The organism is Collimonas sp. OK412, from assembly GCF_900112135.1.
Taxonomy (GTDB): Bacteria; Pseudomonadota; Gammaproteobacteria; order Burkholderiales; family Burkholderiaceae_D; genus Collimonas; species Collimonas rhizosphaerae.
Genome location: NZ_FOLC01000027.1, coordinates 1 through 24486, shown reverse-complemented (window position 1 = coordinate 24486; position 24486 = coordinate 1). Strand labels below are relative to the sequence as shown.

23 protein-coding genes, 1 pseudogene and 1 riboswitch are annotated in these 24486 nt (G+C 59.2%); of the genes and pseudogenes, 11 read left to right on the top strand and 13 right to left on the bottom strand.

Annotation, left to right across the window (positions count from 1 at the left end):
• Window position 1 precedes the first annotated feature (1 nt).
• A complete protein-coding gene (locus BM062_RS21020; protein WP_254785194.1) occupies window positions 2-2731 on the bottom strand; it encodes an autotransporter serine protease in 2730 nt (909 codons plus the stop codon).
• On the opposite strand from BM062_RS21020, the gene BM062_RS25700 reads away from it, so the two are divergent.
• A complete protein-coding gene (locus BM062_RS25700; RefSeq protein WP_175501110.1) occupies window positions 2730-2945 on the top strand; it encodes a hypothetical protein in 216 nt (71 codons plus the stop codon). The genes BM062_RS21020 and BM062_RS25700 overlap by 2 nt on opposite strands.
• A 181-nt stretch (window positions 2946-3126) precedes the next feature.
• On the opposite strand, the gene BM062_RS21015 is transcribed toward BM062_RS25700, so the two are convergent.
• A complete protein-coding gene (locus BM062_RS21015) occupies window positions 3127-3825 on the bottom strand; it encodes a glutathione S-transferase family protein (RefSeq protein WP_092400482.1) in 699 nt (232 codons plus the stop codon).
• Between the two features lie 121 nt (window positions 3826-3946).
• On the opposite strand from BM062_RS21015, the gene BM062_RS21010 reads away from it, so the two are divergent.
• Complete coding sequence (locus tag BM062_RS21010) at window positions 3947-4897, top strand: helix-turn-helix transcriptional regulator (protein ID WP_092400537.1); 951 nt, start codon at window positions 3947-3949, stop codon at window positions 4895-4897.
• Window positions 4898-4901: 4 nt separating this feature from the next.
• Here BM062_RS21010 and BM062_RS21005 read toward each other — a convergent pair whose 3' ends face one another.
• Window positions 4902-5618, bottom strand: coding sequence for a DsbA family protein (locus BM062_RS21005; RefSeq protein ID WP_092400480.1), 717 nt, complete (start codon window positions 5616-5618; stop codon window positions 4902-4904).
• Window positions 5612-6496, bottom strand: a complete 885-nt coding sequence (locus tag BM062_RS21000; protein WP_092400478.1) for an MBL fold metallo-hydrolase — start codon at window positions 6494-6496, stop codon at window positions 5612-5614. The genes BM062_RS21005 and BM062_RS21000 overlap by 7 nt, the downstream gene beginning before the upstream one ends.
• A 114-nt stretch (window positions 6497-6610) precedes the next feature.
• Here BM062_RS21000 and BM062_RS20995 point away from each other — a divergent pair, with 114 nt between their 5' ends.
• Together BM062_RS20995 and BM062_RS20990 are read left to right on the top strand one after the other, a co-directional pair.
• On the top strand, window positions 6611-7519 hold the full coding sequence (locus tag BM062_RS20995; protein WP_092400476.1) for a LysR family transcriptional regulator: 909 nt from the start codon (window positions 6611-6613) through the stop codon (window positions 7517-7519).
• Window positions 7520-7623: 104 nt separating this feature from the next.
• Entirely contained in the window at window positions 7624-8868 is a 1245-nt protein-coding gene (locus BM062_RS20990; protein WP_092400474.1) for an MFS transporter, read from the top strand.
• Between the two features lie 50 nt (window positions 8869-8918).
• Here the strand turns inward: BM062_RS20990 and folE are convergent, their stop codons facing one another.
• Window positions 8919-9539, bottom strand: coding sequence for a GTP cyclohydrolase I FolE (gene folE / locus BM062_RS20985; RefSeq protein ID WP_092400472.1), 621 nt, complete (start codon window positions 9537-9539; stop codon window positions 8919-8921).
• 232 nt (window positions 9540-9771) lie between these two features.
• Here folE and BM062_RS20980 point away from each other — a divergent pair, with 232 nt between their 5' ends.
• Together BM062_RS20980 and BM062_RS20975 are read left to right on the top strand one after the other, a co-directional pair.
• The gene (locus BM062_RS20980; RefSeq protein ID WP_092400470.1) at window positions 9772-10353 is read left to right on the top strand and encodes a DJ-1/PfpI family protein; all 582 of its coding nucleotides are present in this window, start codon (window positions 9772-9774) and stop codon (window positions 10351-10353) included.
• Window positions 10354-10419: 66 nt separating this feature from the next.
• On the top strand, window positions 10420-10740 hold the full coding sequence (locus BM062_RS20975) for a ribbon-helix-helix domain-containing protein (protein WP_061541128.1): 321 nt from the start codon (window positions 10420-10422) through the stop codon (window positions 10738-10740).
• Between the two features lie 5 nt (window positions 10741-10745).
• Here the strand turns inward: BM062_RS20975 and sugE are convergent, their stop codons facing one another.
• Together sugE and BM062_RS20965 are read right to left on the bottom strand one after the other, a co-directional pair.
• Complete coding sequence (sugE, locus tag BM062_RS20970) at window positions 10746-11066, bottom strand: quaternary ammonium compound efflux SMR transporter SugE (RefSeq protein WP_092400468.1); 321 nt, start codon at window positions 11064-11066, stop codon at window positions 10746-10748.
• A 103-nt stretch (window positions 11067-11169) separates the two neighbouring features.
• Window positions 11170-12174, bottom strand: coding sequence for a sodium:calcium antiporter (locus BM062_RS20965; RefSeq protein ID WP_092400466.1), 1005 nt, complete (start codon window positions 12172-12174; stop codon window positions 11170-11172).
• A 124-nt stretch (window positions 12175-12298) separates the two neighbouring features.
• Window positions 12299-12476: riboswitch (yybP-ykoY riboswitch) on the bottom strand.
• A 195-nt stretch (window positions 12477-12671) separates the two neighbouring features.
• Here BM062_RS20965 and BM062_RS20960 point away from each other — a divergent pair.
• Window positions 12672-12989 (top strand): hypothetical protein, encoded by a 318-nt coding sequence (locus tag BM062_RS20960; protein WP_092400464.1) that lies wholly within the window; start codon window positions 12672-12674, stop codon window positions 12987-12989.
• 85 nt (window positions 12990-13074) lie between these two features.
• On the opposite strand, the gene BM062_RS25330 is transcribed toward BM062_RS20960, so the two are convergent.
• Entirely contained in the window at window positions 13075-13263 is a 189-nt protein-coding gene (locus tag BM062_RS25330) for a hypothetical protein (protein WP_139220151.1), read from the bottom strand.
• A gap of 1040 nt (window positions 13264-14303) precedes the next feature.
• On the opposite strand from BM062_RS25330, the gene BM062_RS20955 reads away from it, so the two are divergent.
• Window positions 14304-15221 (top strand): hypothetical protein, encoded by a 918-nt coding sequence (locus tag BM062_RS20955; protein WP_139220150.1) that lies wholly within the window; start codon window positions 14304-14306, stop codon window positions 15219-15221.
• Between the two features lie 184 nt (window positions 15222-15405).
• Here the strand turns inward: BM062_RS20955 and BM062_RS20950 are convergent, their stop codons facing one another.
• The 5 genes from BM062_RS20950 to BM062_RS20930 form a co-directional block, all read right to left on the bottom strand.
• Complete coding sequence (locus tag BM062_RS20950) at window positions 15406-16326, bottom strand: alpha-amylase family protein (RefSeq protein WP_092400535.1); 921 nt, start codon at window positions 16324-16326, stop codon at window positions 15406-15408.
• A 46-nt stretch (window positions 16327-16372) separates the two neighbouring features.
• The gene (locus BM062_RS20945; RefSeq protein WP_092400460.1) at window positions 16373-18598 is read right to left on the bottom strand and encodes an NfrA family protein; all 2226 of its coding nucleotides are present in this window, start codon (window positions 18596-18598) and stop codon (window positions 16373-16375) included.
• Window positions 18595-20718 (bottom strand): glycosyl transferase family protein, encoded by a 2124-nt coding sequence (locus BM062_RS20940; RefSeq protein WP_092400458.1) that lies wholly within the window; start codon window positions 20716-20718, stop codon window positions 18595-18597. The genes BM062_RS20945 and BM062_RS20940 overlap by 4 nt, the downstream gene beginning before the upstream one ends.
• 62 nt (window positions 20719-20780) lie before the next feature.
• Window positions 20781-21971, bottom strand: coding sequence for a non-hydrolyzing UDP-N-acetylglucosamine 2-epimerase (gene wecB, locus BM062_RS20935; protein WP_092400456.1), 1191 nt, complete (start codon window positions 21969-21971; stop codon window positions 20781-20783).
• A 183-nt stretch (window positions 21972-22154) separates the two neighbouring features.
• Window positions 22155-22814 (bottom strand): type II secretion system protein N, encoded by a 660-nt coding sequence (locus tag BM062_RS20930; RefSeq protein ID WP_175501111.1) that lies wholly within the window; start codon window positions 22812-22814, stop codon window positions 22155-22157.
• Between the two features lie 244 nt (window positions 22815-23058).
• Here BM062_RS20930 and BM062_RS25325 point away from each other — a divergent pair, with 244 nt between their 5' ends.
• The 3 genes and pseudogenes from BM062_RS25325 to BM062_RS20920 form a co-directional block, all read left to right on the top strand.
• The gene (locus tag BM062_RS25325) at window positions 23059-23592 is read left to right on the top strand and encodes a hypothetical protein (protein ID WP_139220149.1); all 534 of its coding nucleotides are present in this window, start codon (window positions 23059-23061) and stop codon (window positions 23590-23592) included.
• Window positions 23593-23940: 348 nt separating this feature from the next.
• The gene (locus BM062_RS20925) at window positions 23941-24201 is read left to right on the top strand and encodes a hypothetical protein (protein WP_139220148.1); all 261 of its coding nucleotides are present in this window, start codon (window positions 23941-23943) and stop codon (window positions 24199-24201) included.
• Window positions 24198-24486 (top strand): annotated as a pseudogene (locus BM062_RS20920) (papd-like protein); the annotation flags it as partial. The gene BM062_RS20925 and the pseudogene BM062_RS20920, both read left to right, overlap by 4 nt.

The window sequence follows — 24486 nt, the reverse complement described above, 5'->3', positions numbered from 1 at the left end:
GTCAGAACGATTTGCGCATGCCAACCGAAAATACATTGTTGACCAGTCCGCCTTTGCCGAACTGCGCATCGTAGTTGCCGTACCAGCTCCAGTTGCTGGCCAGCGCGCTGGAGATGCCGATGCCGGCCCAGCCGCTGTTGCGCGCCAATCCTATGCCTTGCACCGAAAACCCGGCAGCCGGCGCACCGACGAAAGCCGCGTTGAAATCCAGCTTGCCATCGTTGAAGCCGTGCTGCCAGGCCGCGTAAGCTTGAACATTGGTATGGCCGCCCAGCCAGTCGAAACCTGTGTCGCCGCGCAAGCCAAGTACGCTCGCAGCCTGGCGGTAGCTGCTGCTGCCGGCGGTGAGGCCGAAGGGGCTGCCGGTTTCCGTGAATGCGCCGCGCTTGAGGCGGTCGTAGCTGATGCCGGCAAACGGGGTCAGCGTCGTGGCCGCCGACAGCTTGCGCACGTAGCCGGTTTCGGCATAGGCCGAAATCATGCTGTCGGCATGATTGGCGGACAGGCTGTCGACCTCGCTGCCGAGGATCACGCTGCGATTGATCTTGCTGGTCACGCGGGCGACGCCGGCGCGGCCGGAAACGTAGATGCCGTCATGGCTAAGCGCATAGCGGCCATACAGCGACAGGCCGGTATCCTGGCTGTTCGCGGCGCCGCCGAAACGGTCGAAGCTGGCTTTGCTTTCCGAGTAGGACAACGCCACGCCGACAATCGCCTTGTCATTCAAATGCGTATCGAAACCGAACTGGCCGCCCCAGGTGGATGTGTCGGCAGAAGCATAACCCGATTCGCCCAGCTTGCCGCTGGCGCCGATCACGCTGGCCCACAAGCCGGCCTTGGCGCTGCCCGCAACCGGATTGGCCAGCAGCGACAGCCGGTTCGACAGATCGCGGTTGACTGCTTGCGACTGCTGGAAAGTCAGCGCCTGCGAAGAGGCATGGATCTGCCCCGACAGGCTGTCCAGCACCTGGGCCGCGGCGGCGAGATCCGCAGTGCGCTGCAGCGCTGCGGCGCTGTTCAGGAAGGCGCTGTTGCTGCCGCCGGTGTTGCCGCCGGCGGCCATGGCGTCGGCCGCCTTGAGTCCCGTCTCGAGGTTGGCGGCGCTGTTGTTGCGCGTAGGGTCGGCGGCAAACGCTTGCGCTGCCACCACCTTGACATCGTTGCGCGCTATGCTCAGGTCGACTTCGTTGGCGGTATATGCCAGCGTAGCGCTCAAGAAGGTGCCCGGGTTGAAAACCGTACCGTCGTGTTCGAACGACACATCCTGGAACACGCCAGACACACCGCTGGCAGCAGTCAGCACCTTGCCCTTGACGCCCACTTGCTGCGCCACGTAGCCGGACGGGTCGCTGCTGCCGACGGGCGTGGTCGCCACCAGGTGCGAATTGCCGAGCGCGGCGCTGCCGCCTACGGCCAGGGTCGCATTGAACTGGTTGGCCAGCACGGCGCTGGCCGAGGCCGTGTAGTTGCCGGCAATCGTCATGCCGCTGCCGGTATTGCTGAGACGGCCGTTGTTGGAGACGCTGCCGCCGATGCGGCCGCCGTCGCCGGACAACACGCCGGCGCTGTCGATGGCGACTGTGGAAGCAACCGACCCGGTCACGTTCAGCGTGCCCTTCACGATTTCACTGGCGCCGCTGTAGGTGTTGTTGCCTGCCAGGGTCAGCGTGCCGCTGCCGTCTTTCTGCAAACCGGCATTGCCGCCGATGTTATTGGCGAAGGTTGAACTGACGGCATCGAAACTGGCGACGAAATTGCCGCCCAGGGTCAGCCGGGTGTCGAACAATGCCGGACCGCTGGCGGCTTTGCTGGCGTTCAGCAAACCCCAGCCGTATGTGGCGGTGTCGCCCATGCCGGTCGCGGTTGACAAGATGGTTTGCCGGATCTGGTCGGCGTTCATCCAGGGATAAGCTTGCTGCACCAGGGCAGCTGCGCCGGTCACCGCCGGCGCGGCGAACGAGGTGCCGTAGACCCGGCGTCCGGCGGTGGCGGAAATAAAATCGCCCGGCGCCGCCAGGCACCAGTTGGCGGCTTCGCCGCAGCGGTTCGAGTAGCTGGAAATCACGCCCGGCGTAGTGTCGCTGCTGCTGTATCCCTGGGCGCCGCCGGCGGCGTTCACCGCCACCACCGCCAGCCAGCCTTTTTGCAGGTCTGGATACAAGGCCGGCAGCCCTGCCGTCAGGCTGGGATGGGCGCTGCCATCGTTGCCGGCGGCCCAGATGAACAAGCTGCCTTTGCTCACGAAAGGCTGGTAGATATTGTAGAAAGTCGGGCCGCTGCCGCCCGGCGCCGCGATCGAACCAAAAGTGTTCGACTGGTTGAAGAGGCGCGCGCCCTTGTTGAACAGGTCCTGGTAAACCGAGGCATTCAAAGTGACGTTTTCGCCGCCGGTGCCGACCGCGGCGCCCAGCATGCTGACTGCCGGCGCCACGCCGTAGCTGCTGCCGCCCAGCGCTTCCGCCGCTTCGCTGCCGTGGCTGTCGCCGGCGCCGCCGCTGGAATACACGGTCTTGCTAAGGCGTCCGCCAAATTCAGGATCGCTGACATTGAAATCCGTATCGACCACCGCCACCGTTACGCCGGCGCCGGTAATGCCGCGTGCATGGGCGGCGCCGGCATTGCTTGGATCGTTGGGATTGAGCGCAGGAGTGGCGCTGCTGGTCGATACCGGCGGCAAGCTGGCCGGCCCGCTGGAGCCGCCGCCTCCACCGCCGCCGCATGCGGATAGCATGGTGATCGCTGCGGCAGACATGACGGATAAAGGAAAACGATTTGCAGGTTCTCGGTTCATAGACTTACTCGGGCGGTTAACTTGCAGCAAACGCCTGGCGAGCGCAGTCGTAGTCGTTCTTGCGTCAAATTACTGGATTAAAAAAGTGAGTGCACAATACTCCCGGCGGCTGGCCGATACAATGCAAGGCCGTCATGAATTGCCAGAAAAATGAACAGATAATTTGTAAATTTCGTGATTAATGGCAAGTAGTTGTCAACAAATGACGGCAGATAAACAACTAAATGCCACGTCAACAACACTCCACGCATCGCCGCACGGCCTGCCGGGGAATACCTTAAAAAAAACAAAAGCCCGCGCAAAAGCAGGTTTTTTTTCAGCCAGCCGCCGCCCGCCTATGCGAGCATCGGCTCAACTTCATCCAGCGTCACATGGCCGCGGAACCGGCCGCCGCTTTTTGCTTCGATCTGCCGTTCAATCGCATCCGCAAAAATCACGGCCGGATCGGTCCGCAGTTTTTGCAGATGGCGCGACAGGTGCGGATGCTGCCGCACATCCAGCACCTTGTGATATTCCGCCCAGCGCGCAATCGCCGCGAAATACGCGTCGGCCACGGTACGCTTGCTGCCGCCGTCAATCCATTCCCGCTCCGCCAGCAGGCCGTCGAGATAGGCGCATGCCTGCTGCACCCGTGGATTTCCCAGGTTGCGCAACATCTCTTGCACCGGCGGGTTGGCCGCCATTTCGCAGGCGATCCAGAGCGGCCTGAAGGCCGAGAAAAATTCCGTGTTGAGGTAGGCCAGCATCCGGTTGAGACGATCGTATTCCGGCGTGCCCTGCGCATAACCCAGCAGGTTGTTGCGGCGCGCCGCGAGGTGCAGCAGGATGGCTGAGCTTTCGTTGACGATGTGGCGCTCGGCGGTCAGGTAGGCAGGCGTCAGGTTCAGCGGATTGATGCGTGCGAACGCGGCCGGCCACGGATGTTCCAGCATTTCTATGCGAGACAGCCGGTACGGCTCGCCCAGCCATTCAAGGGCGATGATGCTGCCCAGCGAACAGCCTTGCGGTACGCCATAAAACAGTATGGGCTCCATGTTCTTCCTTTGCTTTGACGGGTTTAAGCGGATGCCGCTGCACGACTGCAGCGGCATGGGGAAGAAGATAAAATCAAAGGCGGTCATAATCCGTCCGCATTTAACCGGCGCCCTGAAAAACATGTCAAAACCAGCCATCCGCATGCTCGCAGTCCTGGAACTGCTGCAAACCCATGACCGCATCTCCGGCGTCGAACTGGCGCGCCGGCTGGAAGTAGACGGCCGCACGCTCAGGCGCTACATCGCCGGGCTGGAGGAACTGGGGATTCCGGTCATGTCGGAACTGGGGCGCCACGGCGGTTATTCGCTGGTGGCCGGTTTCAAGCTGCCGCCCATGATGCTCACCAACGACGAGGCGCTGGCGATGTCGCTAGGCCTGATCGCGGCGGAAAGCATGGGCATGGCCGAAACCGTCTCGGCAGTGGCCAGTGCGCAAGCCAAGCTCGAACGTGTGCTGCCGGCGCAGCTCAAGCAGCGTGTGCGCGCTCTCAGTGAAACCGCCACTATCGATAAGGCGGCTGCAGTTGCCGGCGCCAGCCAGGAAACGCTGGCAGCGATTGCTTCAGGCGCAGAAGCCCGCCGCAGCGTGCGCTTCGCGTATCAGTCAAGGCTGGGGGAAGCCAGTACACGCACTTTCGATCCCTACGGGCTGGTGTTCCGCGGCGGCGCCTGGTATGCCAGCGGCATGTGCCAGCTGCGCCGGCAGCTGCGCTCGTTCCGGCTCGACCGCATGCAGCAGGTCGAGCTGACCGCGGAGCGTTTCAAACGGCCGGCGGATTTCGATAGCGCAGCCTACCTGGCGCACAGCATCGCCACCATGCCGCGCGCCCACGCGGTCGAAGTCTTGCTGCACACCGACCTGCAGGCCGCGGCAGCCGAGCTCGGCCGCAGCGTCGGCTTGCTGGAACCGCGGCAAGACAGCGTGCTGCTGCGCACCAGCACCGACAGCATCCCGTGGTTCGCGCGCCAGCTGGCGCGCTTGCCGTTTTCCTTCGAAGTGCGCGAACCGCAGGCGCTGCTGGCCGCGGTGCACGCCCACGGCCAGCACTTGCTGCAAATCCGGGCCGGCTGAAATCCTAAGCGCCCAACGCAGCTTTCCAGGCTTGCGCCTGGCCAAAGAAACGGCCGGCGTCCAGCACTTCGATTTGCGTTTCGCGCTGCAGTGCGAAGGTGGGAAAACCCTGGCCGCCGACACGCGCCAGCAAGCTGCGGCTGGCGGCGATATGGGCTTGCGTGGCAGCGCCGCCGAGCTCGGCGAACTTGCTGTCGAACAGCGCCGGATCAAGGCCCGCCTCCATTGCCAGCGTATGCAACACCGCGGCATCGGCAACCCGCAAGCCGCGCACATAGTGCGCCGCCTGTATCCGCGCCAGCATGGCCAGTCCCTGCCCGGCAACCGCTTCGGCCGCCAGGATCGCGGTAATCGGCGGCGCGGAATCAAAGATCGCCGTGGTGTCCAGCAGCAGGCCGTTGAAGTAGTCGTCGCCGAACGGCTGGCCGGTCATTGCCGCGATCCGCTGGTCGTGCTGCATCACGTAGTTGCGCAATTGCGGACTGACCTGCCTGCGGTTGCTGCCGGTCATCATGCCGCCGCCGTGCAGCACGATGTGCAGGCCTTCGATCTCGCGGGCAGCCTGCAGCAAAGGCGCTGCGCCGTAGCACCAGCCGCACAGCGGATCATAGATGTAATGCAGCACCGTACCCTGTGCCGCCGCCGGCGCCGCTGCGTCCGTACTTTCCGCGGCGGCGGGCAGCGCACAGCTGCTGTCGCCGCAATCGTGGCTGCTTACCATTTCATTTCACCTTTGCTGACCTTGGCGCCCAGTTCCAGCGACGATACGCCTTCCAGGTTTGGATAATGTTTCTTCATCGCCTCGATCAAGGCGGCGGAATCCTTGGCTTTGGCGGTTTCCGCTTCATAGGTCTTCAGGTAGTTCCTGGTGAAGCGCACCGATTCGATATTTTGCGGCGCACCGGCGCTGAAATGCCCCGGCACCACTACCTTCGGATGCAAGGCTGCAATCTTGTCCAGCATCTTGATCCATTGCCGGCGCGAAGCCAGGGTCTGGGTGTCTGCAGTCCAGACATGTTCGTTGCCGGCCACCAGCACGCCGCCAACCACCGCTTTCAATGAAGGAATCCAGACGAAACTGCGGTCCGGGCTGGCGCCGTCCAGGCCGACCACTTCCAGCTTGCGGCCTTCCAGGGTCAGCGTGCTGCCTTCCAGCGGTTCCGGCACGATCAGCTGCCTGGGCGCGCTGACGCCCAGCTTGGGACCCCAGAATGCCAGCTTGTCCTGCATGGTGGCCTTGATGTGAGCGATCACCGGCGCCGGCGCCAGCACCTTGGCGTCGGGATAAGCTTCCTTCAGCACTTCGAGGCCGAAGTAGTAGTCGGGATCGCCGTGGCTGATGTAGATCGTGGTCAGTTTCTTGCCGCTGTCCTGGATCTTTTTCAGCAGCTGGGCGGCATTGGCGCGGTCAAACTGGGCATCGATCACGATGGCCTCGGTGCTGCCGGTAACCAGCTCGGAAGACACCGGGAACATGCCGTTGGCGCCGGGATTGTAGACCTCCAGCTGCAAGGGTTGCGGCGCCGCCGCAGCCGAGCCGGCGATCGTCAGGCCGGCAGCGGCGGCGAGCAGCGAACGGAAAAATTTGCGTTTCAACATGGAATCTCCAGGGGTGATGAGAAAGAACCATCATCATAGTTGACTAAAATGAGTCAAAAAACCGCATAATAGTGCCTAGTTAGTTGCACAAATCGATCTAATAGATTACACGCCATGGACAGACTGGTCGCAATGCAGGTATTCGTCGAAGTCGCGGACCGGGGCAGCCTGACCGCTGCCGCCGACAAACTCGACATGTCGCGCGCCATGGTGTCGCGTTACCTGGCCGAACTCGAAACATGGGTGGGCGCCCGCCTGTTCCATCGCACCACGCGCAAGCTGAGCCTGACCTCGGCCGGCAGCGACACCCTGCCGCGCTGCCGCCAGCTGCTGGACATGGCCGGCGGCATCCAGGCCTCCGCCGCCAATCCCGAGAATACTCCGCGCGGCACGCTGCGCCTGACTTGCAGCATGTCGCTGGGACAGGCCTACCTGGCGCCGCTGCTGGCGCGTTTCTTGAAACGCTATCCGGACACCGCGGTCGACATGCTGCTGGTCGACCGCGCAGTCAACCTGGTCGAAGAACGGGTGGACCTGGCGATCCGCATCACCAACGCGCTCGATCCCAACCTGATCGCGCGCAAGCTGGCGGTGTGCCGCTCGGTGGTGTGCGCCTCGCCGGCCTACCTGCAGGAACACGGCACGCCGAACAGCGCGGAAGACCTGGCCCTGCACAATTGCCTGACCTACTCTTACTTCGGCAAGAGCCTGTGGGAATTCGAGAAAGACGGCGCGCCGGTGGCGGTGCCGGTGGGCGGCAACATGAGCGCCAATGAATCGTCGGTATTGCTGGAAGCGGCAGTCGCCGGCGCCGGCATCAGCATGCAACCGGTGTATGCGGCCACAGGATTGCTGCGTAGTGGTAAACTACGCGCGCTGCTCGGAGAATACCAACCGCGCGAAATGAGTATTTACGGCGTCTACGCTTCGCGCCGCCAAATGCCTGCCATCCTGCGCGCCATGCTCGATTTCCTGGTCGAGGAATTCAGCGCAGACCCGGACTGGGCAACACCAGTCATTTAAATCAAGCAAAGAATCAAGCAAATCCGTCCGTGACACCCGTAAGGCAGCCACTGCCCGCGCGTTAGCCAATGCTTCCAGCCGTCACAGCTTCACCTAGTAAAAAAATGCAAAAAATCTCGACGCTTACCCGTAATACCCTGATGTTTCCGCTGGCTCTGGTGCTGTTCGAGTTTTCGGTCTACATCGCCAACGACATGATCCAGCCGGGCATGCTGACGGTGACCCGCGAATTCGGCGCCAGCGCGGCCTGGATGGCGTCCGCCATGACCGCGTTCCTGGTCGGCGGCGCCGTGTTCCAATGGCTGTTCGGGCCGCTCTCCGACCGTATCGGGCGCCGCCCCGTGATGCTGGGCGGCACCGTGTTCTTCATCCTGTCCTGCCTGGCGACGCTGTTCTCGCAAAGCATCGAAAGCTTCATCATCTTGCGCGTGCTGCAAGGCGTGGGCTTGTGTTTCATTTCTTCGGTCGGTTATGCCGTGGTGCAGGAAGCGTTTGAAGAAAAAGCCGCGATACGCGTCACGGCGCTGATGGCCAATGTCGCCTTGATTGCGCCGCTGGTCGGCCCGGTGGCCGGCGCTTTCATGATTGAAATCCTGCCTTGGCGCATGGTGTTTGTATTCATCGCTGCCATCGCCACCGTTTCCCTGGTCGGCCTGGCGCGGCACATGCCGGAAACCGTCAAGCAGCGCAAAGAGAAACTGCCGCTGGTGCAGATCTGGCACGACTACCGTGCGGTGGTGGGCAACTGCCATTTCCTGAAGGCCGCGATGTGCATGCCTTTACTGGCGATTCCGCTGATCGGCTGGATCGCCATGTCGCCGGAAATCCTGGTGGCCGACGGCCACCTGAGCGTGATCGAATACGGTTACTGGCAGATCCCGGTGTTCGGCTGCCTGATCGCCGGCAACCTGGTGCTGGCGCGCCAGGTCGACCGCTGGCGCCTGGGCAGCTCGACCAGGATCGCGCTGTATCCGATCGCCCTGGGTGTGCTGATCATGCTGTTCGGCGCGGCCTTCCTCGACAAGCCCTATTTCCTGGTGGCGGCAATCAGCGTGATTGCTTTCGGCGAAGGCTTGTCGGCAGCGGTGATGATCCGCTTCACGCTGACAGAAAGCACGGTCTCGAAGGCTACCGTGGCTGCCACCATGGGCATGATCAACATGACCTTGTACGGCGTCGGCATCGAGCTGTACAAGGTGTTTTACCAGCACGCGGGCATGATGGGTTTTGCGCTGTTTTCGCTGGCGGTGATTGCGCTGTACTGGCACCTGTCGCGCAGCGTGGTGGCGCGCGCCATGCTGGCTCGGGTTACCGGGCATGAAGAGAAAGAGGATGGACCGCTGATCTGATGGATGCTCCCGATCCGGCCGGCGCCGGATCGGGAGCGGCAATGCAGTTGTTATTCGCCGTGCTTCTGGCTGATGATGCTCATGAATTCGCGCCGCGTCGACGGATCGTCACGGAACGCGCCCAGCATGCGGCTGGTCACCAGGCTGGTGCCCGGTTTGTGGATGCCGCGCGTGGTCATGCATTCATGCGATGCTTCGATCACCACCGCAACGCCCTTGGGCAGCAGTACTTGCTGCAAGGTGTCGGCAATCTGCACCGTCATTTTTTCCTGGATCTGCAGGCGCTTGGCGAAGATATCGACCAGCCGCGCCAGCTTCGAGATGCCGACTACGCGCCGGTCCGGCAGGTAAGCCACGTGCGCCTTGCCGATGATGGGCGCCATGTGGTGCTCGCAATGGCTCTCGAAACGGATGTTGGTCAGCACCACCATCTCGTCGTAGCCTTCAACTTCTGAAAACGTGGTCGACAGGATTTCGACCGGGTCCTTGCTGTAGCCGGCAAAGAATTCTTCATACGCCCGCGCCACGCGCGCCGGCGTGTCCAGCAAACCTTCGCGGTCAGGATCGTCGCCGGCCCAGCGCAACAGGGTGCGGATCGCCGATTCCGCCTCGGCGCGGCTTGGACGTTCTGACAAGGCGCTAGCCGCCGGCACTGGATCTTTTGAAGCCATCTGTTTACCTTTTTCTGAAAAATTTTACTTGCCGTTGTGCAGCGCTGCGCTGCGGCTGATGCCGACAGTGTAATTCAGCTGTCGCATTACTGCAGCGCATTCCTCAAAGGCGGGTGTATTGCGCAACGCAGCATCGAAACCTGGGCAGGTAATAGCCTGCTATTACCTGCCGCATCCCTGCTGTTCCATACTCAAGCTTTACTGCCCCACCCACTTCACTGAAGGACCTATCATGAGCGCAAAGAAAATCCTGATCCTGGCCGGCGATTATGTCGAAGATTATGAATTGATGGTGCCGTTCCAGGCGCTGCAGATGGTCGGCCACCAGGTCGACGTGGTGTGCCCGGACAAAGCCGCCGGCGCCCAGGTCCGCACCGCCATCCACGATTTCGAAGGCGACCAGACCTATAGCGAGAAACCCGGCCACAACTTTACCCTGAACGCCGCTTTCAGCGATGTCGATGTCAGCCGCTACGATGCGTTGCTGATCCCGGGCGGCCGCGCTCCGGAATACCTGCGCCTGAATCCGCGCGTGATCGAAATCGTCCAGCAGTTCCATGCCGCCGACAAGCCGATCGCTGCGGTCTGCCACGGCCCGCAACTGCTGGCGGCGGCCGGCGTGCTGGAAGGAAAAACCTGTTCCGCCTATCCGGCCTGCGCCCCGGAAGTCAAGCTGGCGGGCGGCAAATATGCGGAAATCGACGTTACCGCCGCCCACCGCGACGGCAACCTGGTGACCGCGCCGGCATGGCCGGCCCATCCGGCCTGGCTGGCGCTGTTCCTGGCCGCATTGGGAACCCGCATCGAGTTATGATGGATGCGATGCGGCCGGCCGCAAGGCGGGCCGCTCACTGCGATTGTTCAAGAAACGAGGTATCCGATGTGTCAGATTTATGCCCAAGCCGATCCCATCCTGTACGAATCGCGCGCCCGTTCGGTGCGCATCATGGGCGTCATCACCACCATCAAGCTGGAAAACCTGTTCTGGCAAACCCTGGCGGAACTGGCGGCGGATAACGATTTGACCACCAACCAGCTGATCGCCAAACTGCACGACGAAGTCACCACGCATCTGGGCGAGGCCAGCAATTTCGCCTCTTTCCTGCGCGTCACCTGCCTGCGCTACCAAGCCTTGAGAGCGCATGCCGGATTCGAATCGAAAGCGGTCAGCGCCGCCACCAAGATCAACGCCGCCGCATAGAAGTATCAGCCTGCGGTCGACAGTTTCAGCCCGATCAAACCCAGCACGATCAGGCTGACGCTGGCGACGCGCGCCAGGCTCGCCGTTTCGCCCAGCAGCACGATGCCGGCGATGAAGGAGCCGACCGCGCCGATGCCGGTCCATACCGCATAAGCGGTACCGAGCGGCAAAGTGCGCATCGCCAACGCCAGCAGCCAGATGCTGACAGCCATGCCGGCCACCGTGATCACGGACGGCCACAGGCGGCTGAACCCTTCGGAATATTTGAGGCCGACAGCCCAGACGATTTCGGCCAGGCCAGCGAGAAAGAGAATGATCCAGGCCATGCGACCTCCGGAAAGATGGGGTCGTCCCCGGATAAAGATACGGCGCCGGGTCGTCCCGGCGCCGAGATGAAAACAACAACATTATAGGGCGTTTTGCTTCAGCTCAGTGCACGCCGATCCACCCCAGGCCGGCGGCAAATACCAGGTACAGCAAACCGAACACTGCCAGCCGGCCGCCGCTCAGCATGCCTTTGCGCAGCAGCACGTAGAGGCCGAACATCGACATCATCGTCACCGCCGCCGCCCACACCAGCGCCGGTCCCAGCATCCATGGCGTAAAGATCAGCACCAGCGCAGTCGGGATAGTCGCCTGGATCATCATGGCGCCGCTGATATTGCTCAAGGCCAGGTTCTGCTTGCCCTGCCTGACCCAGATTACCGCATTCAGGATTTCCGGCAACTCGGTCGCGACCGGGCTCAGCAGCAGCGCAGCCAGTTGCGGCGAGATGCCCAGCCATGGCGCGATATCGCCCAGCTGATGCACGAACAGCTGCGAACTGAGGAAAATCACCACCAGCGCCACCAGGGTCTGCAGCAAGGCCCAGCCGATGCCCGGCTGGGCATCGTGCGGCCGGAATTTCAAGGGTTCCAGGTCGTTTATCTCGGCATCGGCGTCTTCTTCCTTGCGCATCTCGCCCCAGATATATGCGCCGTAGGCCAGCAGGAAAAACACACCGAGCCAAGGCTTGACCGCAAACGCCACCAGCCCCAGGCCGACCTTGACCACGAAGATCCCGATGAACCAGGCCTGGTCCCGGCTCAGCCGCTGCGCAGCGCTGGCCGACAGCAGCATGCCGCCGATTTTTTTGCGGTTCAGGATGAACATCAGGCCCACCACCGCATAAGCAATGGTCGCCAGCACCAGCGGCCCGCCCAGCGCCGCGCCGACGCCGATTTCCCGGTGCGCCGCATCGCGCCCGAACACCACGGCGACAAATGTCACCACGCTTTCCGGCAAGGCCGTGCCGAACGCCGCCAGTACCGTGCCTACCGCGCTTTGCGCGATGCCGAGCCGGCGTCCGACCCATTCGATGCTGTTGACGAAATATTCACAGGAAAGGTAGATCACTACGGCCGAACCGAGCAGCAGAGCAAAGCTGAGCATCATGAGCGTGCCTCCGTCGGATAAACCACGGATGCCGGCGAAAGAAAAAATGAAAGGTGAAGCGGCTTGGCGGAACTGGCTGTGGCAGCATCCTGGCGCTGCCATTGGCGATGAATAAGCATGTGGAATCCTGAGGGCCGGGCACTGACGAATGGCGCGACGCCTTCGCCCGGCCGGGTAAAGGGAAGCACCATAGGTCTTGCCAAACCGTGCGGTCGCGCATGCCATGGCGTAAATCGGATACAGCGCCAAGTATGTTGACATGCGCTCTTCGAAAGACGAAGGCGGCTACTCCCCTAAGGAGGTTGCATTATATGGCTTTTATAGCCATTTTAAAAAAATTTATTTCCACAATTTACTTTTCTCAAAGAAATAAATTATATCGATTTAGCAAATCATAACAATACTGATATATGAAATTGAAAACAATTTTGCTATATTGGACATTGTCTCTGTGTTAATGATTGTAATGTTTAGTACAACATGAGGAGTCACTTGACATGAACACCACCTCCGCCTCCGCCGATCCAGGCAAGAACCAGGTCAACGAGCAGGAAACCTATGATCCAAATCACCTGCTTGATTCTTTGATTGAGAAATTACATTTGAAAAATGATGCGGCCCTGGCACGCGCGCTCGAAGTCGCACCACCAGTCATCAGCAAGCTTCGCCATCATCGTTTGCCAGTTGGCGCGTCGCTTCTGATCCAGATGCAAGAAATCAGCGACCTCAAGATCAAAGAATTGCGCGCCTTGATGGGAGATCACAGAGATAAATTTCGTATGGGCGGCCATCACCTCAAATCAAAGGATGCTTGAAGTCAATTACGCAGGATTTGCGAGTGAACGGGATCCAAGCTTGCAGTAACCGGCGCGAAAATGGCGTCATTGTAAATTCCCTTCTTCATTCTGCCAAAGCAGTTATAGCCGCCCCCGCTTCTAAAAAAAATCCTTCATCAAGTGGCGACGGCGACCGGTATGAAACAGGAAGTTCTGCATTCAAATTTTCTGTCAAGTTTAGAAAAATATCACGTATCCGCGTGTATTTTCTGGCATCTCCCGGTAAATTTTGACAATATTCATCACTAAACATTGATTAATCCATTCTGAACGATAGCTAGAATAAATTCCTGAGACAGAAGTGTTAGGTATACTTCGCCCATGGAAAAACAATATGAAGCCCCCTATTGTTCCCAAGGCCGACTTTCGCAAGCTGTCAAGAGGATTATGGGAAATGCAAGCTCTTGTCACGCGGCAAGCGTCACTGCTGTTCGATCGACGAATGCAGGGAAGAACGCTAATTGGCCGGTGGTTAGAGCATCTCCCCTGCACTCGCTTACACATTCAACCGTAAAGCAGTTTGTGGCATGACGCGCCGGGATGTTCGCTTCACAGCGCAAACTCGAACTACGGCCGTGGCCGAGTCGCGCCGAATAGCTGGATTTTCTTCCCCCGCTTCTGACCTAGCCACGCTTCCGCACTCTCAAGCCAAAGATCTCCGCGGAGACCATCTCAGCTGCACCAGCCTGCTGTTCCATGAGGATCTCAGGGAATTGGCGGGCTATTTTGCATTGGTAAACGATGTAATTTCACTGAAGGCAGCTGAGCCGTCAATCAATCTGAGCACCACAACTGAAGGAAGGAGGTAACGAATGAAATAATCCCAGGCGTTTGCGCTGTGCAGCCTTGATACCCATGCCGTCCATAGCCTGTGGCTGTCGCCACGAGCTTGTTCGGTGGCGCTAGCGCGTCCCCGTTTCCGCGGGTCATATACTTTTTTGGGGATGGACCTGGGCTCGCATGCACGCCAGAGTTGTATGCGTCCGCACATCAGGCAGGGGGATAAGTATGCCAATCGGTTGACCAGCTGCACGGTCGACCAGGCTTGGCAATGAATTCCGATTTATCACCCGCAGCAGTGCAAGACGTTTTTCAAGATTTTTCTTCTTCGCCAAGATACCAGCCGTTTCTTGGTCGAATGATGCTGCTCGTTCGGACATGAATCAAGCAGCGATGGTTCACGCTGACCTGAATTCGGCGTATCCGATGCCCCAATGCGGAAAGGGGCTCGCAATGGACACGGCGACTAAAGGTTGCAAATAACAAATTATTTCTCAATCTTATGGAATTGTAATGTATAAATTGAAATCTGTCACCATCATTTTAGGCGTCATGCTCGGTATGGTTTTACATGGCGAGGCGAACGCATGGAGATCGCGGACCCCGGCGCCAGCGCCGACGACAACGACTACCACTACTACTGCAGTCAGTTACGCCAACCAGCAAATGTACGGCATAACCATTGACGACATATCGGGATTGACTGCCACCACCGCCGCCCTGTCCCAACTGTCGAAAAAGCCGACCACTCGCATTGTGTTCGACGAATGGCAGCCTGCATCCGGCTACCGCAACGCGGCTGTAGCGATCAACAAAGTCAGTTATGTGATGGGTGAGATCCTTGACTCCTCGGCGATGGATCAATACACGGTCCAGCAATACCTGAACCGCACAAGCGAATACATGGCAGCCCTTGGCGACGTGGTGAACATCTGGGAAATCGGTAACGAAATCAATGGTGAGTGGCTAGGCAAAAACGCCGACGTAGTCGCCAAGATGACCGGTGCTTACGATCTGGCCAAAGGGCAAGGCAAGACTGCCGCTCTGACGCTGTACTACAACCAGGACTGCTGGTCCAATCCAGCGAACGAGATGTTCACCTGGGCGAATGCGAATATTCCGGCGCGCATGAAAACCGGGCTTGACTACGTGCTGGTCAGCTACTACGAAGAGGACTGCAACGGCTTGGTTCCTGACTGGAATGCCGTGTTTACGAAGCTGTCGGCCATGTTTCCGAACTCCAAGGTCGGATTTGGCGAAACCGGCACCACCACTACCAACAAGGCAGCCTACCTGACGCGCTACTACACCTTGAAGCCACCTGTGAAAAACTATATCGGCGGCTATTTCTGGTGGTATGGCAAAGAAGACTTGGTGCCGTCCACACAACCGCTGTGGTCGACATTCAATAACGTATTGTCGGGCAGTTAAGAACAATCCGCTCCTGCTGCCTTGAAGGACTATCTCAGGCGCGTTCGTTTCAGCGCTCCTGACCAATAATGGCTTCCACAACTTCCATTCCTGGCTGAGGGCACGGACTTGGGTAGTCCTTCATAGCATCTGCGGCAAGGGGCTGAGGCTCAGTCGAATGCCCCTAGCGGTATTCGACTGAGCCTCAGCCCCCATTTTCTGCAGCATTTTCAGGACCGGCCAGCTCATTCACCAGGTCGCGGTTCAGGTAATGCGGGCCATCGAACAAGTAAACGGAAAAACCGTCATAGACGGCAAGTTGCGGCTTGAGTTCTGCGGCTGTGGCCGGGCGGAATCCTCCTCCCTGGCGAGGTCGAAACGCTTCGGCGATGATACGTACCCGCTGTTTTCCAAAACGAGCAGCCAGCACGTCTGCATAATGCCGGGCCACGCTTGCCTCGCGCGCGTGGATACCGACGCCATCCTGAAAGAAAATACCCACGTCTGGCGGCAGCCAGGAAGCAAGCCATTGCGATAACGTATCGGCACCGACATTGGCGCTGTCATATACGCTGATCCACAGTGGCCGCGGCAAAGCTGCCAGCAGCGGGCCAAGGCGAGCTGCATCGGACCAGCTCGAATCAACCTCCAGTGGAAAGAACCAACCCGCCACATGCAGCGGCGTCGGCAACGCGGCAAGCTTGCGCGACTCTTCAATTAGCGCGGCAACATTTGCGCGGGCCGCCGTTTCGTCGAACCTGCCTGCCAATCCGACAATCACTTTGTTCGCCCAAGGTTCAGCTGCAATCCGCTGCCAATCAGGAAATCTCGCGGCAGCGCGGCCCTCGGCGCCTGGCAGGTAGTTGATGCCATCCACGGCCGTCCATTGGATGAGCAGCTCACGCGCCCCTAGCCTTTCCCAGTTTCCCATAGGATGCAGCGTCTGGTCATCGAGCTGCCACACGATTCCTCGCACCCGCGTCGGCGGAGATTGCTTGAGCCTGGCTTGCAGCGGGTCCTGCTGGCAACCGCAGAGCGTTGCCACCACAAGCATGCCTAATATGCGGCGCCGATTGAACCTGCGCAAATTCGCCCTCGACTTCACATTGCAAACGGCGAGGTGCATCTTCATGGTTCACTTCCTTGATCAGGCGCGCCGGTGCATCGCTTGCTCAATACGAGGCGCTGAGCCGGATGAACCAGCCTTCGGCCCGCTTGTCGCCGGCGATGCGCCAGCGGTACTGCAGCGACAGGTCGAAATAGGAGCGCGGCGCGTTATAGTAATCCTGCCGGAACCAGTAACGCATATTGGTTCCGATGCCGCTTCCGATTGCTTTTTTGTCGTGCTCAATGAGGCCGGAATCATAGTCCGCCCCCATCACGAGGTGCGGAAACAGGACCAGGGTCGACCCGCTTTCGCCAAGCCGATAACTACGCCCCAATTGCCCTTCAAGAGTGGCATAGCTTTGCGGATGCTGGAAGTAATGCCCTGCTTCAGCATACACGTGCGTACTCAGCCAGCTGGTTTGCTCCGCGTGCAAATCCAGTCCGGCATCCGAAGAGAAGCCAGCCCGGGCAAGCCAGTCGCCGCTGGTAGCGTCCCCCAATGGCACCAGGCGCTCGAGCGCCAGTATGGCGTTGACCTCGCTGAACGGTTTCACGCGTGCGCCGAGCGCAGCCTGGGCTGTGGCAGATCCGGTCGGGACCCCCGATCCGCCGCTTAATGTTTCATTGACCCGGCCATAGACCTCCACCAGCGCCCCATTCTGCAATCCAAACGGGCGCCAGTATACTTCCGCGGCGATGTCCTTGCCGTCGATCGTGCCGCCACGCGGCACCCCGATGCCCGCCGCGGCAACGCCTCTATCGCTCAGTGTTGCCCGCATCCCCCAGCGGCGCTCCAGGTCAGCGGATTCGCGTCGCACATCGTAGACCTGCTGCGCATCCAGCGTAAGACGGCCTGCTTGCGCCGCATCGACAGTCCGGTTGAGGTATCCGATTGCCTGTTCATTGCGACCCTGGCGCGCGGCGGTGTAGGCTGCGTCGTGGCGAGCGGCATCGGTGAGCGTGCCCTGCGCCTCCGCACGGTTGAACAGCTCGAGCGCATCCTGGTTATCTCCCGCCTGGAGGGCAAGATAGGCTAGCTCAAGTTCGGATCCTTTCTCTGGAGAGCTGGCCGCCGCTGCCAGGCGCGCGCGCGCGTCTTCTTTCCGGCCGAGCCCGATCAATGCCGAGATCTCGGTCCTGGTGGTTTTGTCCGGCGCGCTCAGCACGGCAGCATAATCAGCCTGGGCTGCATCCAGGTTTCCGCGGCGTTTTCGTATATCGGCGCGCGCCAGCAGCATGTCGGCATCGTTTCCGAAGTCGGCCAAGGCGGCATTTGCAGCCTGTTCTGCCTCGGCCAGCGATCCCTGCGCGCTCAGCGCCTGCACCTGCAAGCGGCGATAGCTAAGGTCGCGAGGAGACAATTGGGTCGCTTCGCCGGCCTTGCTGCTCGCTAGAGCGTAGTTCTTGTCGGCGAAAGCGCGATATGCTTGATCGGCAAGCATGAATCCCGGATCCGCAGACGTTGCACCGGGATTGATGTCGCATGCCGAGACCAAGTCAGGTCCGGACGTGCAGCTGACAAGCGGGAAGCTGAACGCCAGGGCGGCGTGGCTTGTGCCGGACCGGCCACGCATGATTGTCGCCAGCGCACGCCGCGCTGCCGCTTCCTTGTCCTCCCTGCCCTGCAGAGGTTCGAGCAGACGCAGCGCCCGCTGTGGATCGCCATTGGCCAACGCGGCGTCGGCAGCCACCAGCCGGATGCCTCGCTGCGCAGCGGGGCCTGCACTCGACAGCGCTTGATCGAAGTCTGTTTGCGCAGATTCGACAGCACCGCGTTGCTGGCGTATTGCACCGCGCAGTAGCAGCGCTTCGCTCGACGACGTGTCTGGCTTGATCATGTCGGAAGCAGCTTGCTCCGCTTGCTCAAGCTCTCCCGCCGCAACCAGCGCATTGATCAGGGCGATGCGAAATGCCGGCACGGCGGGCAGGTAATCCACCGCCTTGCGCGCCAGCTCTACCGCCTGCGCGAAGTCGCGGCGCTCCAGGGCCTGATAAGAAGCCGCGGAAGCGTTGAAGGCAAGCTGCGCCTGCATCGTGCGGCGCGCCAGCTCAGCCTTTTGCAGGAGGTCGCGAAGACGCGCGACATCCGGCCGCAAGCGGATCGCCTCGCGCGCCTTTGCCGCCGCGACATCATATTCCCCTTGTGCAAAAGCCTTGTAGGCCTCATCGGCAATCCGATATGCCTGGCCGCTAAGCGGCCGCTCCGCGGCGCTGGCGCCAGTGGCTACAAGCAAGGTGACGGCAGCAAGACTGCTGCCCAGGAAACGCAGCGAAACCGGGTATTTTCTCATGCCACTCCCAATGCTAGTCTGAGCAGAGCCATTTGCTGCTGCACAGTTTCTTCGATAACCTCGCGCGACACCAGCCCGCGACCGACGAGATAGTCGCCAATGCGGCCATGCTGCGGAGAGATATAGTGCTGCATCGCCTGCTCCAGCGTTTCCCGCGTGATTTTCCCATTATGGATCAGTAGTTCGCCAAGGAGCGATGCGCCTTTAAATTCTCTTTTGATGGATTTTGCATTCATTTCGGCCATGGCCAGGCGCAATCCGGAGACTATTTCGCTGTCCCGCGCAATATGTTGCACGGGCTGTGTGCCAAAGGCCGAGGCAAGCTCCCTGAGCGCATCATCGGCAAGCGGCTTGCCGACTGCGACAATCGGCTTGCCATTGGCGTCCTGCCCGATCGGCATCGCGCCCAGCCTTACACACATATCAAGCGATACCGGGGCGGGCAAGGAGGCCGCGATCCTGATTTCGGCGCGCGACAGGTCGGACTGGAAGGCGATTGCTTCCGCCAGGGTTTCTTCGTCGATATAACCGCGGGCCACTAATATGTGCCCAAGGGGAAGGTGCATCTCCGTATGTTCCTGCAATCCCTTTTTCATGTCCTCCTCGGTGATTGCCTGCCATGAAACCAGCAGTTCACCGAGGCGTTGGCGCGTGCGCATGAGGCGGTCGTCGGAGGGGAAGTCGTGCATGGTCTTGTCCCATGCCAGGCGCTTCCCGAACAGCAGGTGCGCCAGGAACAATTTCCAGGCCCGAGCCACTGCCACGAAGTTAATAAAATTGGCAACCACCATGCGCGGCGCGGAAAGCAACCCATGTACAGGTCCGTACAGGCGACTGACAAAATAGGCGCGTTGGGAGGCGCGCAACGCCAGTGCGGACAGGTTGGCGTAGAGCACGTAATGGAGCCATGTTTGCGATTGCAGCACTGACCCGGAGGCGAGTTTCCAAAATCCGAAATGGTCGGCGATCCAGAACGGCAGGAATTGCAACAGCAGCAGATAAGCAGGAACGCTGACGAGGGCGGTGACGATGCCTTTGCGGTCCCGAAACAACAGGTATTTGTTTGCAAGCGAGCCGCTCCAGCCGATTTGCGCCCATCCTTGCAGGCTGATGCCCAATACCCATCGCGTTTTTTGCCGGTAGGCCGTCTTGAAGTGGTCGGGAAAATACTCGCGCACGCATAGCGGCATCTTGAGCGTGACCTGGCGCTCCTTTCCGAAACCGAACCATGTTTTGCGGTTGACCGAAAAATGGACAGGAAAACGGGCAAATATGGATGTCATCCCTATGCTCGCCAGACGCGCGCCAATGTCATAGTCTTCAGTCAGGGTGTCCGTGTTGAAAGGCTGGTTTTGATTGTCGCTGGCCAGCGCCTGCAGGGCGCGCCGAGAAAAACAGGTCCCGACGCCAGCCGAAGGCACCATGCCGCTGATGCTTTCCCTGACAACGATGTCCTTGGCATGCGACTCCGCGAACTCATCCATATAGGTTCCTGCCACCAGCTCGGACCATTTGCGTTCGAGCGACATCACAGGAAGCTGGATCATGTCCTTGCGCGGCAACAGGTAATTGAAGAATTTCAGTTCGAGAGAATGCAGCACATCTTCGCTATCATGAAGAATGACGCCGGCAAATTGATAACCGCGCTTCTTCTCATACAGGAAAATCGCGTTGATGATCCAATTCAGGCAGTCCGCCTTGCAGGTAGGCCCCGCATGGGGCACTTCGACCCGATGCAATTGCTTGTAGCGGCGACGCATCCGCTCCACCTCTGCAATGGTGTGCGCATCATTGACATAGGTTCCAACGAAAATCACATAGTTGCGGTAGTTGAGAACCGTCACCATGTTTTCGATCATCTGGGCGATCACATCGTACTCTAGCCACGCCGGCACCATGATCGCAAGCGGCTGCTCGACGTGTTGCTCCAGTTGCCGTTCCGTGACCGGCCGATAGGTGCGCGTTCTGGTCAGCCGACGGTAAGCCTGGCGGATCCAGTACCAGGCATCGACAAACAGATCGTCAGCCGCCGACACCAGAAACAATACCGCGACAACGCAGGTGGTAAGTTCCAGCAGCGCATAATAATCAGCAAGGAAATGTAGCCAGTTGGTTGTCATGATGCCCTGAAAAATCAATGCAAGAAGACTTTACAATCGAACGAAATCCCAGGACATGGACGCTAAATGACTACGGGATCCTCTTGACCATCTACTGCTACCTGATGCGATATTTCCGGCTGCGCGGCGAATTCCGATACGGTCCGGTTGAGCAAGGCTGCCACGATGCGCTGCGAGGCGTAGCCGTCTCCATAGGGATTGTGGTGTTGGGCAAACGACCTCCATGCGGCTTCATCGTCATACAGCCTGTGGACAGCCGTAACGATGCGCTCCACGTCGGTGCCCACCAGTTCGACCGTGCCTGCGAGAACCGCCTCCGGCCTTTCGGTGACGTCGCGCATCACCAGCACCGGCTTGCCCAGGGACGGCGCTTCTTCCTGGACGCCGCCGGAGTCAGTGAGAATGACATGCGCGCGCTGCATCAAACGTACGAACGAGAGATAATCCAGCGGCGCAATCAGGTGTACGTTGGGCAGATGAGACAGGGCTGTCGATACCGGTTGCTGCACATTGGGATTAAGATGCACCGGATAGACGATATCAATGTCGGAACGCGCGGAAAGCTCGGCCAGCGCCGTGCAGATATTCTGAAATCCTGGCCCGAAATTTTCCCTCCGGTGGCCGGTAACCAGCAGAATCTTGCGGCCCGATTGGAGGAAGGGGAATTGCGCATCGAGCCCGGCGCGCAATGCGTCGTCAAGCGAAATCCGCGTACTGGAAACCATCAAGGCATCGATCACCGTATTGCCAGTGATATAGACCTTGCCGGCCAGATTTTCCCTGCATAGATTTTGTTTCGATCCTTCAGTTGGCGCAAACAGCAAGTCGCTGACGACGTCCACCACCCTGCGATTCATCTCTTCAGGCCAGGGTTGTTTCAAATTGCCGGTACGCAGTCCGGCCTCGACATGCGCAACCGGGATCCCGCGATGGAACGCAGCAACGGCGCCCACCATAGCCGTCGTCGTGTCCCCATGCACCAGCACGCGATCCGGCTTTACTTGCTCTATCAAGGGATCGAGTGCCGTGAAAAGACGGGAGCTTAGGCCATTCAATGTCTGGTTCGACACCATCAGGTCCAGATCGAAATCGGTCTGCAATTCGAAAACGTCCAGTACCTGCCGCAGCATGCTGCGGTGTTGCCCGGTGGTGCAGACAAGGGACTCGATTTCTGCCTCCAACGCGAGACTCTTGAGCACCGGCGCCATCTTGATGGCTTCCGGGCGGGTGCCGAATATGGAGAGAATTTTCATAAGTCCCCCTTATGAATTCGGAGATGCAATGCGGTCATTGCCCCGAATTATTTTAACTGTAACTACTTGTTATTCATTGTTACATTGGTGACAGTTTATAGGATGAATGTCTTTTTTGCCAATAGAATTCTTTGTAACAAACGATGCCTGTGCAAATACTGCGCTTTGATTCAATAAAAACGGCTAACGGTTGGCATGATGCGGCCTGCCGGGTCGTGTCGCAGGCGCTGTGGATGGGGTCGCGGACGCCGCAGATGGGGTGGCCACCGCGGGCGGGGTCGCTGACGCAGCAGGCGGGATTGCCGGCGCGGTGGGTAGAGCTACGGGCACCTCAGGTGGAGCCGCAGGCAGCGGCACCGGCGCCGCAGGCGGACCCGCTGACGCCATCTCCAGTTTGGTCTCGGCGTGCTCGGGCAGGATTAACCGTTTGAGAATGCCGCCTTCCGACAGCAGCACATAGGTCTTATGCACTTCCTTGATGCCGGTTCCCGGCTGCACTTCTTTGCCGACCCGGACTACTTGCGCGGGCTGGCCCTCTGCGCTCAGGATAGCCACGCTTTCCGCAGCATTTTGCGCTACTACCACCCCCGTCAGCCGGTAGTTGCTGGCAGCCGTGCTTTCATGGCCGCCAAACAATCCGGCCGCTTGAGAAATATCAATCCGTGGCGCCTCTGTTTGAGGCGGCGGTGCAACCGCACGTAGCGGCGGCTTGAGCAACGTCATGCCCCAGTACGCGGCGCAGGCACATAGCAGCATGAACAAAACCAGGCTGACGAACGCGGGCATGCGCGCGCTATGGCGGCGCATGTTTTTGCCGATAATATTTTTGAAATAGCCGCCCATGTTCCTATTGCTCCCTGGTCCACAGCATCGTGCCATGGCTGGATTCGCGCATCATCAATGACATGGAGTCGCTTGCCGTGCGGCACATGCGGACCTTGCCATTGTCCCAAAGGAGCTGGTGGGAAACGCCACCGGTTCCGGATTGTCGGTTGCCGAGATCTCCTTGGCGCCAGGCAAGCGCGTCGAAAAAATCGGCCGCGGCGACGGCCAGATCCGGCGGCAAATGTAGGCCGCCGGCAGACGCTTGAAGATCGCCATTCCATCTGGACCGAGAACGCCGTCGGTACTCGAATTGGTCGGCTTGCAGCGCGATAGTGCATCGGCGATATTGCCGGCTTTTATATTTTCAGCGCCTGCATCAAGGTCGCAATATCCCGGCGGGCTGCGAGAATCCGTGCATCATCGGTGCCTCCCATCAACTTGGAAAAAATCAGCGTCGCTAAGTATCCCCATGAGCGCCACTGCCAACCATGATTTCGACCAGTGCAAAGCCACATTGCGTGACAGCCGCGCAGAGATGTTGGACAGCGGGAATATTGCATTGCTCAGTTGCTTCCCGATTAAAAATGGCGCGGTATATTTTCCAGTTGCCATTCTATTTTTATGCAGCAACAAGCCTGCTTGCCCTTCATCAATTTGTGAAAATTTAGTGCGCGGGTGTTGTCGTCATGACGAGCATACTCCAAATTTTATTTCAGCGAAAAGCGGGTTTATTACCCCGCGGAAAACAATAATTTCGACGACATTTTTTTGCGCAAGATGCCGCAACGAGCCCTAGTTAAAATGGCACTTTCGTCTATACTTTAAGCTAACATTCCGCGGTACGAAAACGACCATTCTCATGAGAAAGAATTGGTGCGTTTTCTATTTCATTCCGAGATTGCATCGTAGAAAGACGGATCATGATTGCTGTCAAGAAAATTCTCGGATGCAGGTCGATTGCCCCCCCTCCTCGTCATTTTCTCCGCACTGTTTTGACGCGCACGAAATCAAACAGCGACGTCATGCGAGACGGTCAGCAACATCCCACATTCAAAGTTTGCATTGCTAGTTTCCGGATGCGATATCCCAGCCCGACTTAAAGAGAAGGCTGGCGCTGAAGTACTCATCTTCAATGGGAGAAATCATGAAAGCTACAGGTAAAACGCCGTTGCGCATTTTCATGGCGGGCATCGGCGCGGCAATTGGTTTTGCTGCCTCCGCCAATGCGGGCAATGTCGACATCCCGCCTCCTCCGAAACCAGTTTTTGGCACGGTGGTCACGCCGGGCCAGGTGCCCGGAAAAGACATCCAGCGCGGTCATCATCATAAGGGTGACATCAAGAAGAATAAATCCAGCGATGATGAAGAGCGTAAACAAACCGGAAAAACAGGTGGCCAATCATGAAAAAGATTGCAGCTATTTTCGTACTGATCGCTGAGCTGTTTTTGCTTAACCCGTCACCAGCAACAGCGCAAATCCTAACCACACCGATAAAAGTATTGATTGTGTACGATGCCCCTTCTCCTGATCAGTATGAGAAGCTGGGATTTGCCTACGCCATCATGCTGCGTAATCTGATTGGACATTTCAACAGTGCCGTCGATCTGGTGCCGATACAAAACTATAGCGCCGGAAAAATCGAATCCTATCAGGCCACTTTCTATCTGGGGTCGTACTATAACAATCCGA

Coding starts and splice junctions, on each gene's coding strand:
- BM062_RS25700 (WP_175501110.1), top strand. CDS start 2,730: ATGGTGATCGCTGCGGCAGACATGACGGATAAAGGAAAACGATTTGCA.
- BM062_RS21020 (WP_254785194.1), bottom strand. CDS start 2,731: ATGCTATCCGCATGCGGCGGCGGTGGAGGCGGCGGCTCCAGCGGGCCG.
- BM062_RS21015 (WP_092400482.1), bottom strand. CDS start 3,825: ATGGAGCCCATACTGTTTTATGGCGTACCGCAAGGCTGTTCGCTGGGC.
- BM062_RS21010 (WP_092400537.1), top strand. CDS start 3,947: ATGTCAAAACCAGCCATCCGCATGCTCGCAGTCCTGGAACTGCTGCAA.
- BM062_RS21005 (WP_092400480.1), bottom strand. CDS start 5,618: ATGGTAAGCAGCCACGATTGCGGCGACAGCAGCTGTGCGCTGCCCGCC.
- BM062_RS21000 (WP_092400478.1), bottom strand. CDS start 6,496: ATGTTGAAACGCAAATTTTTCCGTTCGCTGCTCGCCGCCGCTGCCGGC.
- BM062_RS20995 (WP_092400476.1), top strand. CDS start 6,611: ATGGACAGACTGGTCGCAATGCAGGTATTCGTCGAAGTCGCGGACCGG.
- BM062_RS20990 (WP_092400474.1), top strand. CDS start 7,624: ATGCAAAAAATCTCGACGCTTACCCGTAATACCCTGATGTTTCCGCTG.
- folE (WP_092400472.1), bottom strand. CDS start 9,539: ATGGCTTCAAAAGATCCAGTGCCGGCGGCTAGCGCCTTGTCAGAACGT.
- BM062_RS20980 (WP_092400470.1), top strand. CDS start 9,772: ATGAGCGCAAAGAAAATCCTGATCCTGGCCGGCGATTATGTCGAAGAT.
- BM062_RS20975 (WP_061541128.1), top strand. CDS start 10,420: ATGTGTCAGATTTATGCCCAAGCCGATCCCATCCTGTACGAATCGCGC.
- sugE (WP_092400468.1), bottom strand. CDS start 11,066: ATGGCCTGGATCATTCTCTTTCTCGCTGGCCTGGCCGAAATCGTCTGG.
- BM062_RS20965 (WP_092400466.1), bottom strand. CDS start 12,174: ATGATGCTCAGCTTTGCTCTGCTGCTCGGTTCGGCCGTAGTGATCTAC.
- BM062_RS20960 (WP_092400464.1), top strand. CDS start 12,672: ATGAACACCACCTCCGCCTCCGCCGATCCAGGCAAGAACCAGGTCAAC.
- BM062_RS25330 (WP_139220151.1), bottom strand. CDS start 13,263: ATGTTTAGTGATGAATATTGTCAAAATTTACCGGGAGATGCCAGAAAA.
- BM062_RS20955 (WP_139220150.1), top strand. CDS start 14,304: ATGTATAAATTGAAATCTGTCACCATCATTTTAGGCGTCATGCTCGGT.
- BM062_RS20950 (WP_092400535.1), bottom strand. CDS start 16,326: ATGCACCTCGCCGTTTGCAATGTGAAGTCGAGGGCGAATTTGCGCAGG.
- BM062_RS20945 (WP_092400460.1), bottom strand. CDS start 18,598: ATGAGAAAATACCCGGTTTCGCTGCGTTTCCTGGGCAGCAGTCTTGCT.
- BM062_RS20940 (WP_092400458.1), bottom strand. CDS start 20,718: ATGACAACCAACTGGCTACATTTCCTTGCTGATTATTATGCGCTGCTG.
- wecB (WP_092400456.1), bottom strand. CDS start 21,971: ATGAAAATTCTCTCCATATTCGGCACCCGCCCGGAAGCCATCAAGATG.
- BM062_RS20930 (WP_175501111.1), bottom strand. CDS start 22,814: ATGGGCGGCTATTTCAAAAATATTATCGGCAAAAACATGCGCCGCCAT.
- BM062_RS20925 (WP_139220148.1), top strand. CDS start 23,941: ATGAAAGCTACAGGTAAAACGCCGTTGCGCATTTTCATGGCGGGCATC.